Source organism: Bradyrhizobium aeschynomenes (assembly GCF_013178945.1).
Lineage (GTDB): Bacteria > Pseudomonadota > Alphaproteobacteria > Rhizobiales > Xanthobacteraceae > Bradyrhizobium > Bradyrhizobium aeschynomenes.
In genome coordinates, this window is record NZ_JABFDM010000012.1 from 16,609 (window position 1) to 34,668 (window position 18,060).

Here is an 18,060-nt window from a genome sequence, read left to right on the forward strand (position 1 = left end):
ACCATTCGCCGCACCAGCACCACCGCCGCCCCCGCCACTACCACCGCCGCCGCCCGAGCCATGGCTTGCATCCCATTCGGTTCCCGTACTGCCGCTGCCGCCGGGGTAATTGAGCCAAGCATTGCCATCCCAGGCACCCGCGCCCCCACCTCCACCATTGCTCCCGTTGCCGGCAGCCACCCCAGCCGAGCCCGCGACCCCTCCTCCGGTGCCGCTCGAATTGTTGCCACCGGATCCCGCAAGCTGGCCGTCGGACCCGCCACCATTGCCGCCGCCCCCGGCTCCCCAACCGCTTCCGTTGGTCGTAGCTCCCACGCCACCGTTGCCATTCGGCCCGGCTGCGCCGCCGCCACCGCCTCCGCCATTACTCGATGCACCTGAGGGGCCGCCGCTACCGCCGGAATATCGGAGGGTCCCAACTCCAGCGCTTGCAGCTCCTCCCGAGCCACCGATCGCCGAAGCGAGCTGATTGCTGTTCCCGCCTCCACCTCCACCCTTTGCGCAAACAGATTGCGCCGCACACGAGGCGCCCGAGCCATTGAAATAAGAGTCTCCGCCAGAGCTACCTGGATTAGCGGCACTTCCAGGCGCACCGCCTGCACCGACGCGATATGAAACAGCCGCGCCAGGCTGAAGAGGCAGGTTCGTCAGCTTGGAGTAACCGCCACCGCCGCCGCCTCCCGCTCCTTCGCCAGAAGAATTCGAACCACCGCCGCCACCACCGCCACCAATAACCTCGATGACATTGTCCGCATTATTCCAATCGCTCGGAACCGTCCATGTCGTTCCAGAAGTTAAATAGATTCTCGTCGTGCCAGCTGACGACTCTCCGGCAAATATCAAGCCAAACAGAGCTGTCAACCCAAACGCGCAAACTCGTATGGCGCAAGACATACGCGACCACTGAGCAATCTGACCGCCGAGCATCAACAACTCCGACCGTAAAAAGAAAAAAGAGCCTCTTGAGACACACGCTACGACGCACCAGACACTCGCGTACTAAGTCGGCTTGCGCCCCACCGGGGCGTCGCCGCTATTTCGAGCCTCACTCATTCGACCAACGCGTCTTCCACAACCGCGCCTCGGCACACGCAACTCGCATCGCACTACCCTGTCATGCCGGATGACCTATGGATAAGGACTAACCCGCTCGATCCGCATTTCCCATCGGTCGGCACATCACGGCGAGACACTGGTCACAACCGATCGAGTCAACCGACCAATATACCAAAGTGTCGGATCATTGAGATAGGTGTTTGCGGATGTCTTGCTGAACCCGTCCGAGCTCAACACAGTCACAACTGTCGGATTGCCGTACGGATCATATTGGCTCGAAGTCGTCACTGTAGGAAATGGCGAACCATCAAGATCGCCTCCGCCTGTGACGCTCTGGACCAGATTGACTCTGTAAGGTGAAGCCGACGGAGCAACCGAAGCCTGACCGGTGTTGTTGCTGAACTGGTAGCTATTTGTCACCTGACCGAGAGTTGCGGACCCGATCGCCTTCGACGATGAGGACAGCAAGCCCACAAGAGGATAGTCTTGCCTGTAAGACACCGCGCCGACAATCCCGGTCTGCAAATCACTGACGATCACCTGCCGGAAGCCAAGCGCTCCCCGGCCGGTTAGGTCCATCTTTGCGCCAACATAGCTATAAGTTGAGCTATACACCCCGCCAATCCCATTTGAGCTATCAACGCGAGACACAACATAGCTAGCTTGTTGAACATCCACTGCGGGATAGGCTGCATTTGCGTCCTTGGAATAGACTCCGGAATCAGTCAGCGGAAGATAACTCAGGCTGATTTGCGACCCGACGCCAGTAGAAATCGAATTGATGAGGTCGCCGACCGGCCCGACGCTTATGTATACGTCTTGAAACGGAAATCCATCTTGGGTGATCAGGAGATGTTCAGACCTTCCATCGCCGTTGAAGTCACCAACAACGGGGATGAATGACGCAGGCGTCGAAAAGCTAGCACCATTTGGTAACATCTGCTGCTGGCCCGTGAAGGTGCCGTCACCGGTGTTCAGGAACGCATATTGGACCTGGTGACCCCACGTATCAATTACCGCGTAGTCCGTCTTTCCATCCGCGTTGAAATCGCCAACCACCAAAGGAGGTGCGGTAAGACTGGTATCCGTGAGATTGAATCTCCACCCGTTCGGCAGCTGCTGAGCTTGCCCCGTGAATGAGCCGTCTCCTTTCGAGGTGAAGACATACTGAAATGGCTGGCCAGTACAATCAATCACGGCAAAGTCCGAGTTTCCGTCACCATTGAAGTCTCCTGAGGCAATCAGCGGCGTTCGACAATTGCCGTCAAAATGAAAGCCCCATTGATTCGGTGTTTGTTGCGTCTGCCCCGAAAACGTTCCGTCGCCATTTGAAATGGCTACGTATTGAGCTGAGGCGCCAGCGCAGTCCAGAAATAGATAGTCTGTCTTACCGTCTCCATTGAAGTCGCCAACGACGAATGGAGGTTTGGTACAGCGGCTATCTGACGTGAATACAAACCTCCACTGATTGGGTAGAGGTTGCTGCTGCGTAGTAAATGATCCATCCCCATTTGAAATGAAGACGTACTGAGCAGAACTGCCCATGCAGTCAACTAGGAGAAAATCGGCGCGACCGTCGCCGTTGAAGTCACCATCAACGAGAGGAGGCGAGACGCAGTTGTTGGGGTTTTTAAGATCCCAACGCCATCCGTTCAGATTTTGCGCGTGACCCGCGAACGAGCCATCGCCATTTGAAATGAATATGTATGCAAAGGATCCGCCCCAGCAATCGATGACGACAAAGTCGGTCTTACCGTCACCATTGAAATCTCCGACAGAAATTGGTGGAGCAATGCAGTTCTTGGTGATACCTGTTATCGGATCGGCGTGCGGCGTGTAGTCAAATCCCCAACCGTTCGCTATCCCCTGCACTTTCCCGGAAAATGTGCCGTCACCATTAGCCATGAACACATAGGTGGCCGGCCTCCCCGTGCAATCAATCAAAAGGTAGTCGGTTTTCCCATCGCCATTGAAATCCCCCGTAACAAGGGGCGGGCGACACGCATTTGTGATCTTCCGGTCCCAAGACCAGTCATTGGGCAGCCTCTGCACGCTACCAGCAAGCGATCCATTGCTAGCTCCAGCCTGCCAACCGAAAGTCGTCGCCGGCAGACACGTTCCTCCCGAATCGCAAAGCGTTACCGACGAAAGCTCAATCCTGCCGGTCGACGGACTCAACTGATACCTCAGCGAGTATATACTAACGAGGTTCGATTCCGAATAGGTCCTAATATCTGACAGAACGACTGTGGACTTGACCAAGGAACCAGCCTGATACTGCGACACGACGTCTGGTCGGCTCTGATACGCAAATTGCACCGAATTGTATGGCGCTACACCAGCTGCACCATTCCCAGCATAGTCAATTCGGCTCGGGTAAAATTGGCCGTTGGCGCGATCGTTGGTGTAGGTCACAGTGTAAGAGTTCGAATTTGAGTCGCTCACCTTGTTAAGCGCCCAGACCCTCGCAACATTGCTTGCCTGAGCTAGAATCTGTGAGTCAGGCGTATTTCCATACTCAAGCACTTGGCCGGACTTGGTGTGCACCTCGAACCACGAAGGTCCATTCCCATTTCCTCCATGCGAAACAACTTTCGAGTACGAGTCAATTTCTGTACGGTACTCAGCCCCATCAGCGCCATAAGCGCCGCTGACAGCAACTAGACGTTGGCCGGACAAGCAGAAGCGATCGTTCGTGTCATAGCGGACGCCGCCCGACACCCCATCTTGCGCAAGCGTTCGCGGACAGCGGTCGATTGCTGACAGACCACCTAAGCCCCAACCTATTCCAAGGAGTCCGTTACCCTTTTGACTGCTATAATTGAGTGACAGCGATGGGGCGAGACCGCCGGTGCCGGGCGGAATCGCGAGCGGAATCACATAATTCGCAGCACCGGTGGGACTAACCGACACGCCTCCAGGGAGCGACATCACTCCGGAGCGACCTAAGGTCGAGTTAGAGACCAAAAAAATCGAGCACAGACCAAGAGCTGCCAATCTCATTGGAAGTCGCGGTCCCGGCCAGACAAGCCACGCAGTGCCTCGATGAAAGCGGGTCGAACTACGAAACATCATCTGCACTCCGCAGCGTCCATACAATTGGAAACACTATGCGGTCATACATGCACGTGTCTCAAGGAGCGCGAGTAGATATTCACAACATCAGGAACTGATCAGAAGGGACGCAACCTGAACTTGCACAAACTGCGAATTCACCGGATGAGAGTGGCCGCTATTCGAAGGTCAGACCGGCGAGAGCATCGCGGCTTCGGCAAGCGTTCGGATCCGCTGTGCGATTCCTCGTGTCGAGCTCGAACAGACTGTCCCAGCGGCCAGACTCCAATTCGCGCGATGAAGCACCGTGCCCACCGCGCCTACCGAATAGGAGTCAGCTTCGCTGATTTAAGGCTCAATGTAAGGAGGTTGAGAGTCAGCGGCTGAAGAAGGCGCCGATCGCGATCGAAGCGATCGCGAAGATCGACGCCCTGTTTGCGATCGAGCGCAAGATCAACGGTCTGCCGGCCCACGAACGCAAAGCCGTACGCAACGAGCGCAGCCGCCCGTTGGTCGATGAGCTTCATAACTTCCTGCACGAGCGCCGCGCCAAGCTCTCCGGCAAGAGCGAGACCGCCAAGGCGATCGACTACAGCCTCAAGCGCTGGGAGGTGTTCACGCGCTTCATCGACGATGGCCGGCAGTGCATGACAAACAACGCCGCCGAACGCGAGCTGCGCACCGTGGCCGTCGGCCGCAAGAACTGGACCTTCGCCGGCTCCGACGATGGCGGCCGCCGTGGCGCCGCCATCTACACCCTGATCCAGACCACCAAGCTCAACAACGTCGACCCGCACGCATGGCTTGCCGACGTCCTCGCCAGGCTGCCCGATCGTCCGGCCAGCAGGATCGCAGACTTGCTGCCCTGGAGCTGGAAGCACACCGCCATCCCTGCCGCTGCCTGATCGCTCCGATCTCCGTCCGCGCGGGCTACTCCGCCTGTGGTCTTCACCGGATGCGTACGCCCTAGACGACCGTTTCCTTGGTTTGAATCATATCACGCGGCATCGGCGGGCCTGTAGGACCAAGTGTGGACGATGGGATGGCGGTTGAAGTGAGTTATGCCGGCCATGATGCGTTGCTTGAGTTCGATCTTGGAGGTTACGCGGATGTGGCGGAGGACGGAGCGGGTCAATTTGGAGAAGAACCCCTCGATGAGATTCAGCCAGGAGCCGTGCTTCGGGGTGAAGATGAGCTCGAAACGTCCGGCCGGCTGGGTCGCGAGCCAAGCGTTGGTTTCTTTGGATACGTGGGCAGAATGATTGTCGAGGATCAACTTGATTGCGGTCCCTGCCGGATAGGTGGCATCGAGGAGCTTGAGTAATTCGATGAACTCGCGACTACGATGGCGATCTCTGACGAGGGCATGGACCTTGCCAGTCAGCAGATCGATGCCAGCCAACAGACTGAGCGTGCCATGGCGCGTATATTCATGATCCCGCGCGAAGGCAGGATGGACATCGGGTTCGGGGGCAGGTCAGGAGTTGTTGTGGCGATGGCTTGGATGCCGGGCTTTTCGTCACAAGAGACGACCGCGACGGACTTTGCCTTGTTCGGTTTGCCCTTCGTCGACTTGGTCCGGGCCTTCTTCAGCACCGCGACTTCCCGATAGACGCACAGAACCTCGGCCATCTTCCGTTCGAACTCGGCGTCACGATTTTCAAGATAGCAGCGGACCTTGTGTGGCTTGATGTCCTCGTTGCCGAGGATCTTGCAGACGGTGCCTTGGACCAGGTGGGCCAGGCACTGATGTCCTGCCGCCGGCCCCTGTTTACGCCCGTGGTCAGCCAGCAATCGCGTCGTCCACAACTCGTGCGGATAGCCGTGGTCTTTGGCCTTGTCGCAAGCCAGCCATACCATCCACGTCCTGGCCTCTGGAGTGATCGTCGGTTCCTTGCCGGGCCGCGGTCGATCGTCCAGCGCCGAAAGCGGCCCGTAGGCCAGCGCCCGCTCGACGCAGCGCTCGACCGTTTGATGGTGCACTCCAACGGCACGCCCCACCGCAAAGAACGAGGGCGTCTCCCGGTAGGCGAGCAACATCTTCGCACGCATCACCCGGCTTCCCGTTCAGTTCGGGACCGGGCAATCGCCGTCAGCTTGGAGATGTCGTCGTCGCTCAAGGCCAACTCGATCGCCTGCCGCCATCCACCCATCACCGTATCCTCGTTTGTCCAGCTCAAACAAGGCAGCCACCAACAAATTCATCGTTCCATGAAGCTGGTTTCATGGAATCGGTCGTCTAGCTTCGCCGGCAATGCCGGTGGAAAATCCCGAAGACGCGGACGAAATCATTGGGGAGGATGCTGAGTCGGTCAGCTTTGACTTTCATGTACGGACTGCTGGCCGCCCCGTCCTCGTGGCCCGCGGGGCGGTTCAGTATGTCCGGCAAGGATACGTGGAGGATCAGATCCTTGGCGTTGGCTGCTGCGTGCCAAGAACTCGTCGCCGCGCCGATTGCGGCATCGCCGACCTCTTCGACCGATCTCTCTAACCTTCTCGATCTCGCTCGACGGCAAGATTGTCAACGAATTGTGCTAGATACCAAAGTGGCGCTGGTCGGCAAGACTTCGGCACACTGGCGCGCATCGGCGGCTTCGATCTGCTCGCCATCGTCGGTCTTCTTGTGCTCGGCATCTGGCAGCGATGCGCGGGCTCACGGACTTCTTACGCTTCGACTGATCGAGCCTTGATCCATGCGTCTGCCGGAGACGATGAACCATGGGCATGCATAGGCTGCTGTCCTCAGCAAGCGCATCCTCAGAGAAAATGCGCAGAGTGCCAATATTCCGCGAGCCAAGCCTCTGCCACGAGCTAACCAGCCTCAAGCACGACTCACCTGATGATGGGCCAGAAGGCGCCAGCAAAACTTGCGGTCAAGCAATGTATGGAAAAGGCAGCTGGCATACACACCAGCGCCACGATCAAAGAGGCCCGATCGAGCGTTACCGTGGAACGGCCAACTCGTTCGGCCCCGGAGATCCCGTCAGCGCCAGCGAACTCCGTCACGGCACCTGTACTCTCTTCACCGTACTGCATCGCTGCTCCCGTTACAATGATCGTTCCTGCGGTTACGGCGTATCAGGCCAGCCCGCTCCCAGGATCTCAGCCGACGGCTGGTCCGCATCCTGTTCCAGCTCCACTGTCGTCCCAGCTCAGCAGCACTGATGGTCAGGCAGCTTGCCGGTTGCGACCATAGCCAGGTCAGGGCCTCGGTATCATCAAGCGTTTGGAAAGGACCGGAATCGGTCATGATCAGTTGCCGCCCCTAACCTGGTGTTCAAGAGAGCCCGATATCCGCGCTTTTGTCGGCCGCTCACCAAGGTAAGGCTAAGCCCAACAACCGAAACGGAAACGAACGACCTCGACTGCGATGGCTCATGCTGTCCTGCGATGTCGCGAGCAAGCACTGACTTGCACACAATGGTCGGCGAAGGTGGCTCGTCCAAAGCGCGAGCGGAACGAGCAGCCGTACGACAACGCACGCTATGGCGCTTTCTCTGGGGACGACAAGCGCGTGGCCGTCAGAGGGACATGCAAACAGCACGCTGTTATGGTTGCGAAGACGGGCGGCTTGACGCGCGCCAAGCGTCAGCTTGGACTCGAAATCCGCTAGCTTCACGGCTGATGAATGGTCACAGACGAGGAATTCTTCGCATCTCATTCACGGCCGACCAGCGCGTTGAATGCAGGTTCTCCGTCCGAATTCCATCAACGGCCAGCAAGGATCTCACGACAGAATGTGCAGCGCACTGCAATTTCTCGCAGCCGAGACGTTGCCTTGCGCTGGTCGTTCGTATGGCTCCCGTAGAGGGCGAGCTGGAGCACCGTCCGTAATCGGCCTAACCGCCCAACTGCTGACGCGACAGCGGCGGCCACGCAGAATGAGCGCTCTCAACAACACAGGAGGCGCGCTATGGAGCTCTTCCGCGGACTGGATGTCGGCATGGATCAGACCGCGATTTGCGTGGTCGACGATAAGGGCGGCGGACTGCTGGAGGTCGCGGCGATGACCGACCCGGAAGCGATCAAGGGCGCAAGCGATGTGGTGCGACGGCACGGCGTATTGGGGCGATCAGGCGGTCAGCACCGCCGACGCTGGCGCGCATGCCCAACGCAAGGACCGCAGGCTGCTGGGAGAACTTGCATGAAACAAAGCGGCATGAACCAGAGCAGTAATCCTGCAGCAACCGATGGGCGTCGCGGGCGGCGCGCGAAGTGATGGAGCTCCGCTGTCAGCGGATGAGGACCGGTGCAGATCCAAGACGACGGAACGCACGCTATCTTGCCTGCGAGGCGGTGTCCGAAGGGACGGCGCGATCGCGCAAAATTGCCTGTGACGTGGCTCCGTCAGACCGATGGAAAATTGCGCCGCGACGGCTATGCTGCTGCCATCGTGCAGGAGCGCCACGCCGTCGCTGAGCGCGGAAAGCTGCACGGCGCACTGGGACTTCTCGCTGTCAACGAGCTGCAGATCAGGCTGCGCTGCAGACGTGTTTTTGACGATGAAGATGGAGAGCACCGATGGCGAAAGCGACGAAGACGATCGTGGCAGAGAGGCAGACCACCCGGCCGATTAAAGCTGCAAGATAAAAGCGCCTCTCCGCGGCGTAGAATCGGCGGTCGTAAGTGCCTGTCTTGACTACTAGCACTCTGGCACTCACGAATGTTATTGTTGCTGTTTCAATACAATTGGTGAGGAGGATCAATCCCCCGAATGGCACTATTCCCACCATAGCGTACGTCTGCGTGGGATCGGCGGAATTGGACCTTCGACGGAAGAACGTGCTCTCCCCGGTGATCCAAGCATCAACACACGTGATGGCCGCTATGACTAGCGACGGCTGCTCTAGCAGGACGCAGTTTCTCCCTCCGGGGGACGGCCGATACCTTGTTCGGAACATGAGCAAATTTGTCGAAGCGCATCGTAGGATCGGCATGATGGTGGTTCGCGTTTGCCGTGGCATGTTCGCTCATGAACTACAGCAACCCTCCCTCTCAACAACCACGCCTCTCCAGGGAAGCTAAGCCAGCTGCAGTCGGCGATAGCGCGTCCGCAGGCATGATCGATCAGCGTGCGGTCAAACTGACCCGCCGGCGAGCGGGGCTCAGCATAGGCCGCCGACGGTGCACGGGCATGTTCTCGTGGGTTTCCACTGCAGCCGGCCCTGAAAGACCATCAGCAACCTCTTCCATGCGGCCGCCCTGCTCTCCGGCCGCGACGGCTGAAGAGGCCGTGAGGCTTGCAATCCTGCAACGCTCATGAGCCGCGCTGTTGGTCTTTCCGCATCTCGGTCCCGGTCGATTGCGGTGACAAGGGCCGACGAATTGGGTGCGCGCGCTTGACCATCGTTCGCCGCGAGCACAGGGCGCATTTCACGATCGTGCCGAATGCCGTGTTCACTGACGAACGGCTTTCGGTCGAGGCCAAGGGCGTGCTCGGTTTGCTTCTGTCACGCCCACACAAGTGGCGCGTCCGTCTCGACCATATCGGGCGGACGCTTCTGGTCGGCAGGAAGAAACTGCAACGCATTTTCCGTGAATTGATCTCAGCTGGTTACGTCAGCCGCGAGCAGCAGCGACTCGCCGACGGCCAGCGGTTCGGCGAGATCGATTATGTCGTCCGCGACGTGCCGGTCCCTGCCAATATTGCTGGTCCGCCGCGGGGCCAAAAGGGACCTGCGGCGCCGCAGGTCCAAAAGGGACCTGCGTATAAAGAAGCACCGCGGGGCCCTAAGGGACCTGCCTATAAAGAAATAAATAAAAACAGATCACCGGCATCGGCGAACCATCTTCCTCAGGCGTCCCGCAGACATCTGCAGGCCAAGCCGATCGAGGCAGCCCATGACGACGATGATGCCGCGCGGCACGATCTGCGGATCGTCGAGCTGTTCCCGGACAGGGGCGAAGGCTGGGCATTCCTAATCGCCCTTTCAGCGGAGGATCGTGGTGTTCTGCGCGACTGTCAGCGACGAGGCGAGCTCAACCGAACTGCGGTGGACGAATTGCGCAAGAGGTACCGTGCCCTGCTGGACGACGGCCCCGTCAAACCGACGACAGAAGGCCAATAGCGCCGGGTTCGGGTGCCGTCGGAAGCGGAGCTGCCGCAATGGCGCCTGATGCAGTCGATCGTCGAACTCGGCACCGACTGTCCGTTTCACGCGCATTTCCCGCCAAACGTTCTCCGCCAAGAGACCGAGCACTGTTCCAATGGGGCATTTCGGCGTTTCTTGCTCGCGATCGCCGACGGCGGTTCGTCGCCTGGACAACAGTGGTCCGACGGCGCTCACAGATCGCATGGAGATGGTCGATGCCCCGCCGCCCGGCCAGGGTCACACAGGCAGACATTGCACGCGCAATTCGCGCTGCCAAGGAAGCTGGCGCCAGTGAGGTCACCGTAGATACGAACGGCGCCATCAGGATCGCTCTCACGTCGAGTGTTCGATCGGCTTCCCAGCCGAAGATCGACTTTGACCAAATCTGGACGCCGTCTGAGGCGCTTGCGCGTCGGCTCAATGGCACCGAAAACGGGTGAAACGCACCTTTCGCCATTGATGCCGAATCTGAGGATTCGTAGACTCCAGGCATTGGCTCACGGAGCACACCAATGCCTGAGACCGACCGTCCCGATCCCCGCGCGCCTGGGGATCGCCGTATGTATCTCTATTTCGACTATTCCGCAGTGGGCGCGTTGCGCTGGTACGTCAAGGTCAGCCGCAAGGGTCGCCGGATCGGAATCAGCGGGGACTATGGCACGGCTGGCTTCGACGCCGCCTATGAGGCTGCAGTTGCAGCGCTTGGGGGAGTGATGCGTAAACGCCGTGTCGAACCCGATCCACTTAAGCAACCAGAACGGCGATACGTCGGAGCCGACCGCTCGCAACGCGGACAGACGCGCTACTATGTTCAGCTTCGCAATGGACTTCCCAAGATCCGGATCAGGGCCGAATTCGGGTCAGAAGAGTTCGACAAAGAGTGCGATGTGGCAATCGTCTCGCAGATCGCGATTTACGGCGATACGACTGATGACGTCCACGCGCAGAAGCAACGCAACGAGCCGCGTGCGAGACTACCCTCCACGCCGCCGCAGCCTCACACCCTGCGCTGGTACTGGACGCTTTACAAGCAAAGCGACCATTGGCTTGGCGACCTCAGCGTCGGCCTTGACGGCCTCTCTGACACGACCAGGCTGCAGCGGACTGGACTGATCGAGAGCCTGCTGTACGAGAATGGCGAGAAGCCATTTGCCGTGATGACGCGCAAAGTCATCAAGGAGGAGATGAAGGCGAGGACCCCCTCGCAGGCAGGCAATCTTCTTTCGGCGCTGCGCGGCATGATCCGCTGGATGATCGACGAACGCTATCTGGACGAAGACGATGATCCAACCATCGGTCTTCGCTCAGGCAAGGCCAAGGCCTCTCGCGAGAGCGGCGGGTTCCTGCCCTGGACCGAGGACGACATGGCGCTGTACCGGGCGAAGTGGCCTGTTGGTACCGAGGCGCGGCTGATGTTCGACATCCTCCACTACACGTTTCTTCGGCTGGGAGACGCTTATCGCTTCGGACCGCCCCACCTCCGCCAGATCGTACGCAAGATGGCGGTTCAGATCGCAACCGAGAAGAGCAAGGGCAACACCACCGTCACGGTGCCGGTCCATCCCGAATTTGCCGAGAGCCTGCGAGCGGCACGAGCGGCTGGGATCATTGGCGCCGAGGTCTTCACCGGTAAAACGACCAAGGGCCGCGTGCTGCCGATGAACAAGAAGGCGTGGGCGATGAAGTTCAAGAAGTACGCCGTTCTGGCCGGAATCAACGAGCGCAAGAAGAGCTGCCACGGCGTCCGCAAGGCGCGGGCGGAAGTGGCCGCCTATGCAGAATGTACCGAGAGCCAGATGATGGCGATGTTCGGCTGGACCGATCCGAAGATGCCGGCCCACTACATCGCGAAAGCGAACCGGGAAAAGCTAGGAATTCGCGGAATGGACAAGATCGTTGCGTTCGATCAGAGCCAATCGCTGGATGATTTCCTTCAATCACCGGAGGAGAACGCCGCCGGAACACCGGCAGGGAACAAAGTCGTAACTTTCCGTAGTAACTTTGGGAAAAAAGCGTAACAACCTCAGTTGCTTGCGCGTGGGTATGGTGCGCTCGGAGGGACTCGAACCCCCACGGTGTTACCCACTGCCACCTCAAGGCAGCGCGTCTACCAATTCCGCCACGAGCGCTAAAAGAAGCCGGGACCAGAGGAAACTGCGGCACCGGATCAGTGGCGCCCGTGTATCAAATCGATGTCGGGGGGACAAGGCCCGCCCTGCCCCTATCTGCGGGTTTTGTGGACAGTTTTTCGGAGCCTGTCCGGTGCTATCGCGTGGTCGGCGTCGGCGATCGCGGCAGCATTTGCTTGACCTCGACCGCAATGCGGTTGCGGTCGACCAGGACCACCCCATTGGCGATCGGCAGATTGTTGGCAAGCACCTTGACGTCGTCGGCCTCGGTGGCGTCCAGCTCGATGATGGCGCCGCGGGACAGGCGCAGGACCTGGTGAATGGGCATTGAACAGGTGCCGAGCACGACCATGAGGTCGACTGTCACTTTATCGAGGGTTGACACTGCAGGACCACCGAAGTCACTGGATTCCGTTACCCGAGACATCACCATGTTGTGGTTAGCCAATGGTTAACAGCCGCGAAACGCTCGACCTGACCACCTTCGCGGGCCCTCCCGGCAATGCCGTGGCGTGGCGGATCTCCGATTCGCTCGAGGACTATGCGGCGGCCACTGCCTTCATGGAGACCCGGGCGGCGGCGATCGCGGCGCATGAGGCCGATGAGCTGGTCTGGCTGCTCGAGCACCCGCCGATCTACACCTCCGGCACCTCGGGCAAGCCTGAGGACCTGCGCGACCCGCGCTTTCCCTTCGTGCCGACCGGCCGCGGCGGCCAAGTCACCTATCACGGTCCCGGCCAGCGCGTGGCCTATGTCATGCTCGACCTCAAGCGGCGCCGCCCCGACGTCCGGGCCTATGTCGCCGCGCTGGAGGAGACGATCATTCGCACCCTGGACGCGTTCAACGTGCGCGGCGAGCGGCGCGAGGACCGCGTCGGCGTCTGGGTCAGGCGGCCCGACAAGGGCGCCGGGTACGAGGACAAGATCGCCGCCATCGGCGTGCGGCTGAAGCGCTGGGTGACCTTCCACGGCATCGCCATCAACGTCGAGCCCGACCTGTCGCATTTCCAGGCCATCGTGCCCTGCGGGGTCACCGACCCCCGCTATGGCGTCACCAGCCTGGTCGATCTCGGCCTGCCGGTGACCATGAGCGACGTCGACGTCGCGCTCCGACGGGCGTTCGAGAGCGTGTTCGGCGCGACGCGCGTCACCCTGCCAGAGAGCGCATGAACTCAGGCGGCGCCCCGCTGCGGCGAGACGTAGAGCCTGGCGGCGACGTAGCGATCCCTGCGCCCTAGCCGAGCCAGCGCGCGATTCGGGCCACCGCCTCGCGCATGTCGTCGGCCGAGCGTGCATAGGAGAAGCGCACGAAGCTGCGGCCGTGGATCGGGTCGAAGTCGACGCCGGGCGTCGCCGCGACGTGGGTTTCCTGCAGCATGCGCTTGGCGAAATCGAAGCTGTCGGAGGTGAAGTCGGAGACGTCGGCATAAAGGTAGAAGGCACCATCGGCCGGCAGGAACCTGGTCAGGCCGGCCTTCGGAAAACCCTCGATCAGGATGCGGCGATTCTCCTGATAGCCGTGCTTGATCGATTCCATCTCGGCGCGGCCATCGAAGGCTGCTTCCGCGGCGATCTGCGACAGGGTCGGCACGGAGATCGCCAGATTCTGCTGGAGACGCTCGATCGGGCGGACCAGGGCATCCGGCACCACCATCCAGCCGATACGCCAGCCGGTCATGCAGAAATACTTCGAGAACGAGTTGATGATCAGGGCATCCGCCGACAGCTCGGCCGCGGTGACCGCCGGAAAGGCATAGTCGAGGCCGTGATAGATCTCGTCGGAGATGAAGCGAATGCCGGCCTCGCGCGCGGCCGCAATGACGCCGCCCAGCGCCTCGCGCGACATCATCGTCCCCGTCGGATTGGCGGGGCTCGCCACCAGCACACCCTTCAGCGGCGTCTTGCAATGGACCGCGAGCAGTGCCTCGCCGGTCAGCGCATGGCGGTTCTCGGCCGTGGTCTCGATCAGCACCGGCTCGCAGCCGAGCGCGGTCAGGATGTGGCGATATGGCGGATATCCCGGCACCGTGACGGCGACGCGATCACCCGGCTCGAACATCGCGAGGAACGCCAGGATGAAGCCGGCCGAAGATCCCGTCGTGATCACGATGCGCGATGGATCGATCTCGCAAGCGTGCGTCTCGCGATAGTGACGCGCGATTCGTTGTCGCAGCGACGAGAGCCCGAGCGCGGACGTATAATCGATGCGCGCCCGATCGAGCGCAGCATGCGCGGCCGCGATCGCGTCCCGCGGGGCCGGCGCGGCGGGCTGGCCGACCTCCATGTGGATCACGTGGCCGCCCTCTGCCTCGATGCGCTCGGCCGCAGCCATCACGTCCATCACCATGAACGGCGGAACATTGCTGCGCGCGGACGGCGCCGTGAGGCTGGCGATCCGCTGTTCCAATGTCGGTATCACTGTCGCATCCACCATCAAGATCTGCTATGCACCCCGGCTGTTCGGACCCGCTCCCTGAACCGGCCGGCCCCTCGATGGGTCTCATTCGGGACTTTGTTCGCCGCAGATGAGCCGCATTCCGCCGTTTGGTGGGCAATAGCCCGTATCGAGCCTCACGCCAATTGCAAAGATCGCCTGATGTTGCTCCCTATCGTGCTTCGCAAGAAATTGTCCGGCGGACTCGCCGCGATCATCGCGGCGGCGGTGGCGCTTGCGCCGTTCGCGCCCGCTTCGGCACAGCAGGGCAAGGGACCGCCGATCCTGCGCGACACCGAGACCGAGGTGCTGCTGCGTGAGTACACGCGGCCGATCCTTCGCGCAGCCGGCCTCGAGAAGCAGAACATCCAGATGGTCATCATCAATGATGGCTCGTTCAACGCATTCGTCGCCGACGGCCGCCGCATCTTCGTGAACTACGGCGCGATCATGCAGTCGGAAAATCCGAACCAGTTGATCGGCGTACTCGCCCACGAGACCGGCCATCTCGCCGGCGGTCATCTCGCCAAGCTGCGCCAGCAGCTCGCCACCGCGCAGACGCAAATGATCATCGCCACCATTCTCGGCGCCGGCGCGCTCGCGGTCGGCGCCCGCGGCGGCGGCAATAGCGGCCTGGCCAATGCCGGCGCCGCGACGCTGTCGGCCCCGGGTGAGGTCATCCGCCGCTCGCTGCTGTCCTATCAGCGTCAGCAGGAGGAGAACGCCGACCGGGCCGGCGTGAAATTCCTCAGCGCGACCGGCCAGTCGCCCAAAGGCATGTACGAGACCTTCAAGCGCTTCACCAACGAGAGCCTGTTCGCGGCCCGCGGCGCCGATCCCTATCTGCAATCCCATCCGATGCCCGCCGACCGCGTCGAGGCGCTGGAGGGGCTGGCGCGGCAGTCGCCCTATTGGGACAAGAAGGACGATGCCGCGCTGCAAATGCGCCACGACATGGTCCGGGCCAAGATCTCCGCCTTCATGGAGCGGCCCGACACCGTCGCCCGGCGCTATCCGTCCTCCGACAACAGCCTGCCGGCGCGCTATGCACGGGCGATCTCGACCTATCTCCACGGCGACCTGCGCAGCGCGCTGGGCCAGATCGACGCCCTGATCCAGGTGCAGCCCAACAATCCCTATTTCTACGAGGTCCGCGGTCAGGCCCTGCTCGAAGGCGGCCGCCCGGCGGAGGCGATCGCGCCGCTGCGCAAGGCTGCACAGCTCTCCAATAACGCGCCGCTCATCAACATGTTACTTGGCCAAGCCTTGGTGGCGTCCGAGAACAAGGCCTACACTGAGGAGGCGATCTCGATCCTGCGCGCGGCGGTCGCGCGCGAATCCGAGGCGCCGCTCGGCTATTCCCAGCTCGCGATGGCCTATGGCCGCAAGGGCGACTATGCGGAGGCCGATCTGGCCTCGGCCCAGGCGGCTTTCCTGCGTGGCGACAACAAGACCGCGCGCGAGCTGGCATCGCGCGCCAAGACGCGCTTTGCCGTGGGATCGCCGGGATGGGTCAAGGCCGACGACATCGTCGCATCAAAGCCACTTTCGAGCCAGTAGAACGAAGAGTTTGCTGCTAACATCGACACCGGAATACTGAGATACCGCTCCCCGCCCTCGTCAAGGACCCGATCATTTTGACCAAAAGGACCTCCTTCATGCCGTCATTCCGCACGCTCATTCCCGCGGCGTTGCTTGCGCTCTCGCTCTGCGGCCTGCCGCAGGTTGCGACGGCAGAGAGCATCTCCGACAGCCAGCGGAGCGAGATCGAGACCATCGTCAGGAACTATCTCATCTCGCATCCCGAGGTGCTCGAGGAGGCGATGGCCGAGCTGCAGAAGCGCCAGACGGCAGCCGAGGCGGCCAAGCACGCAGCCGGCATCGCCAAGAACGCCGAGATGATCTTCAACTCGCCGCGGGGCGTCGTCGTCGGCAACAAGGATGGCGACGTCACCTTTGTCGAGTTCTTCGATTACAATTGCGGCTACTGCAAGCGCGCGATGCTCGACATGATGGAGCTGATGAAGAGCGACCCGAAGCTGAAGGTCGTGCTCAAGGAATTTCCGGTGCTGAGCCAGGGCTCGGTCGAGGCGGCCCAGGTCGCCGTCGCCGTGCGCATGCAGGCGCCGCAGAAATATCTCGACTTCCACCAGAAGCTTCTGGGGGGCCGCGGTCAGGCCGACAAGGCTCACGCGCTCGCCGTTGCCAAGGAGATCGGGCTCGACATGGCCCGCGTCGAGAAGGACATGGCAAGCCCGGAGGCCAAGGCGACGATCGAGGAGAACTTCAAGCTCGCCGAGGAGATGGGCATGAACGGCACCCCGAGCTACGTGATCGGCAAGCAGGTCGTGATCGGCGCCGTCGGCGTCGAGGGCCTGCGCGAGAAGATCAGCACCGCGCGTTGCGGCAAGGCGAGCTGCTGAGAGAAGCGCACTGCGCGATCGAGATCGGAAGGCCGGCTGGATCAGCCGGCCTTTTGCTTATGAACCGCTCGAAAACGAGCCGGGTCTTACGCCGTCAGCGTCATTCCGAGCCGGGTCCGCAGCGCCTCGCGAATATGGGCGCGCGCGACCCTTTCGGCGCGGTCGGGATCGCGCGCTGCAAGAGCCTCGATCAGCTCGCCATGCTCGGCGGCCGCCGTGGCCGGCCGTCCCTCGGCCGCAAAGGTCGTGGAGCCCAGCAGCGAGATCGCGACATGCATGTCGGCAAGGGCGGAATCCAGATAGCGATTGCGCGCGGCGCGCTGGATCGCGCCGTGCAGCAGCCGGTTCAGGCGCGCAAGCTCGGCGGCGTCCCCCTCTCCGCTCGCAAAGCGCGCATGGATGTCGCGCAGCGCCGCGATCTCGGCCGGCGCGGCATATTGCGCCGCGAGCCGTGCCGCCGCGCCTTCGAGGATCTCCCGCATCGCGTAGAGTTCGAGGATGTCGTTCTGGTCAAGGCTGCGCACGATCAAGCCGCGGCCGCCGGCCGGCTGCACCCAGCCCTTCGCCATCAGCCTGCCGAAGGCCTCCCGGACCGGCGTCCGGCTGACGTTCAGCCGCTGGGCGACCTCGTCCTCGCGCAGCCGGTCGCCCGCGCGATAGACGCCATTCTCCAAGGCCTGGCACAGCGCACGGAACACCGCCTCGCCGAGCGAGACGTTGTCGCGATCAATCGTGAACGTGCGCGTTTCGATGGACATGACCGCACTGTCTCACACCCTCGCTTTGAACAACAGCGGCTGTTGCATATTTTTGTATACAATAGTATACGAAATCAAGCTCGTCATTCTCTCGGCGCACGACGTTCCGGCGGT

At 61.3% G+C, this 18,060-nt stretch carries 11 protein-coding genes, 1 tRNA gene and 3 pseudogenes; 7 read left to right on the forward strand and 8 right to left on the reverse strand.

Features of this window, described 5'->3' with window-relative positions; translation table 11 throughout:
* Positions 1-102: 102 nt before the first annotated feature.
* Positions 103-927, reverse strand: a pseudogene (locus HL666_RS34710) (glycine-rich domain-containing protein); the annotation flags it as partial.
* A 252-nt stretch (positions 928-1,179) separates the two neighbouring features.
* Positions 1,180-3,987 (reverse strand): FG-GAP-like repeat-containing protein, encoded by a 2,808-nt coding sequence (locus HL666_RS27550; protein ID WP_172184795.1) that lies wholly within the window; start codon positions 3,985-3,987, stop codon positions 1,180-1,182.
* 515 nt (positions 3,988-4,502) lie between these two features.
* On the opposite strand from HL666_RS27550, the pseudogene HL666_RS27555 reads away from it, so the two are divergent.
* A pseudogene (locus tag HL666_RS27555) lies at positions 4,503-5,015 on the forward strand (IS66 family transposase); the annotation flags it as partial.
* 92 nt (positions 5,016-5,107) lie between these two features.
* On the opposite strand, the gene HL666_RS34015 reads toward HL666_RS27555, so the two are convergent.
* On the reverse strand, positions 5,108-5,512 hold the full coding sequence (locus tag HL666_RS34015) for an IS630 family transposase (protein ID WP_210262222.1): 405 nt from the start codon (positions 5,510-5,512) through the stop codon (positions 5,108-5,110).
* The gene (locus tag HL666_RS34020; RefSeq protein ID WP_210262224.1) at positions 5,491-6,162 is read right to left on the reverse strand and encodes a helix-turn-helix domain-containing protein; all 672 of its coding nucleotides are present in this window, start codon (positions 6,160-6,162) and stop codon (positions 5,491-5,493) included. The genes HL666_RS34015 and HL666_RS34020 overlap by 22 nt, the downstream gene beginning before the upstream one ends.
* 1,861 nt (positions 6,163-8,023) lie before the next feature.
* Between HL666_RS34020 and HL666_RS34715 the strand changes: the two are divergent.
* The 3 genes and pseudogenes from HL666_RS34715 to HL666_RS27575 all read left to right on the forward strand — a co-directional run.
* Positions 8,024-8,146, forward strand: a pseudogene (locus HL666_RS34715) (IS110 family transposase); the annotation flags it as partial.
* Positions 8,147-9,449: 1,303 nt separating this feature from the next.
* Positions 9,450-10,178: a helix-turn-helix domain-containing protein gene (locus tag HL666_RS27570; protein WP_172184672.1), complete on the forward strand. Its 729-nt coding sequence runs from the start codon at positions 9,450-9,452 to the stop codon at positions 10,176-10,178.
* A 536-nt stretch (positions 10,179-10,714) separates the two neighbouring features.
* A complete protein-coding gene (locus tag HL666_RS27575; RefSeq protein WP_172184674.1) occupies positions 10,715-12,220 on the forward strand; it encodes a tyrosine-type recombinase/integrase in 1,506 nt (501 codons plus the stop codon).
* Positions 12,221-12,246: 26 nt separating this feature from the next.
* On the opposite strand, the gene HL666_RS27580 is transcribed toward HL666_RS27575, so the two are convergent.
* Both HL666_RS27580 and HL666_RS27585 read right to left on the reverse strand, forming a co-directional pair.
* Positions 12,247-12,331, reverse strand: a tRNA-Leu gene (locus tag HL666_RS27580).
* A gap of 136 nt (positions 12,332-12,467) precedes the next feature.
* A complete protein-coding gene (locus HL666_RS27585; protein WP_283814272.1) occupies positions 12,468-12,758 on the reverse strand; it encodes a FliM/FliN family flagellar motor switch protein in 291 nt (96 codons plus the stop codon).
* 20 nt (positions 12,759-12,778) lie between these two features.
* Between HL666_RS27585 and lipB the strand changes: the two genes are divergently transcribed.
* Entirely contained in the window at positions 12,779-13,501 is a 723-nt protein-coding gene (lipB, locus tag HL666_RS27590; protein WP_172184676.1) for a lipoyl(octanoyl) transferase LipB, read from the forward strand.
* A gap of 64 nt (positions 13,502-13,565) precedes the next feature.
* On the opposite strand, the gene HL666_RS27595 is transcribed toward lipB, so the two are convergent.
* A complete protein-coding gene (locus HL666_RS27595; protein ID WP_172184678.1) occupies positions 13,566-14,765 on the reverse strand; it encodes a pyridoxal phosphate-dependent aminotransferase in 1,200 nt (399 codons plus the stop codon).
* Between the two features lie 162 nt (positions 14,766-14,927).
* Between HL666_RS27595 and HL666_RS27600 the strand changes: the two genes are divergently transcribed.
* Positions 14,928-16,325 (forward strand): M48 family metalloprotease, encoded by a 1,398-nt coding sequence (locus tag HL666_RS27600; RefSeq protein WP_172132037.1) that lies wholly within the window; start codon positions 14,928-14,930, stop codon positions 16,323-16,325.
* Positions 16,326-16,423: 98 nt separating this feature from the next.
* A complete protein-coding gene (locus tag HL666_RS27605) occupies positions 16,424-17,188 on the forward strand; it encodes a DsbA family protein (protein WP_172109434.1) in 765 nt (254 codons plus the stop codon).
* Between the two features lie 86 nt (positions 17,189-17,274).
* Here HL666_RS27605 and HL666_RS27610 read toward each other — a convergent pair whose 3' ends face one another.
* Positions 17,275-17,946: a GntR family transcriptional regulator gene (locus HL666_RS27610; protein WP_172184680.1), complete on the reverse strand. Its 672-nt coding sequence runs from the start codon at positions 17,944-17,946 to the stop codon at positions 17,275-17,277.
* Between the last annotated feature and the right edge of the window lie 114 nt (positions 17,947-18,060).

Coding starts and splice junctions, on each gene's coding strand:
- HL666_RS27550 (WP_172184795.1), bottom strand. CDS start 3,987: ATGTCGCTCCCTGGAGGCGTGTCGGTTAGTCCCACCGGTGCTGCGAAT.
- HL666_RS34020 (WP_210262224.1), bottom strand. CDS start 6,162: ATGCGTGCGAAGATGTTGCTCGCCTACCGGGAGACGCCCTCGTTCTTT.
- HL666_RS27575 (WP_172184674.1), top strand. CDS start 10,715: ATGCCTGAGACCGACCGTCCCGATCCCCGCGCGCCTGGGGATCGCCGT.
- HL666_RS27585 (WP_283814272.1), bottom strand. CDS start 12,758: ATGTCTCGGGTAACGGAATCCAGTGACTTCGGTGGTCCTGCAGTGTCA.
- lipB (WP_172184676.1), top strand. CDS start 12,779: ATGGTTAACAGCCGCGAAACGCTCGACCTGACCACCTTCGCGGGCCCT.
- HL666_RS27595 (WP_172184678.1), bottom strand. CDS start 14,765: ATGGTGGATGCGACAGTGATACCGACATTGGAACAGCGGATCGCCAGC.
- HL666_RS27600 (WP_172132037.1), top strand. CDS start 14,928: ATGTTGCTCCCTATCGTGCTTCGCAAGAAATTGTCCGGCGGACTCGCC.
- HL666_RS27605 (WP_172109434.1), top strand. CDS start 16,424: ATGCCGTCATTCCGCACGCTCATTCCCGCGGCGTTGCTTGCGCTCTCG.
- HL666_RS27610 (WP_172184680.1), bottom strand. CDS start 17,946: ATGTCCATCGAAACGCGCACGTTCACGATTGATCGCGACAACGTCTCG.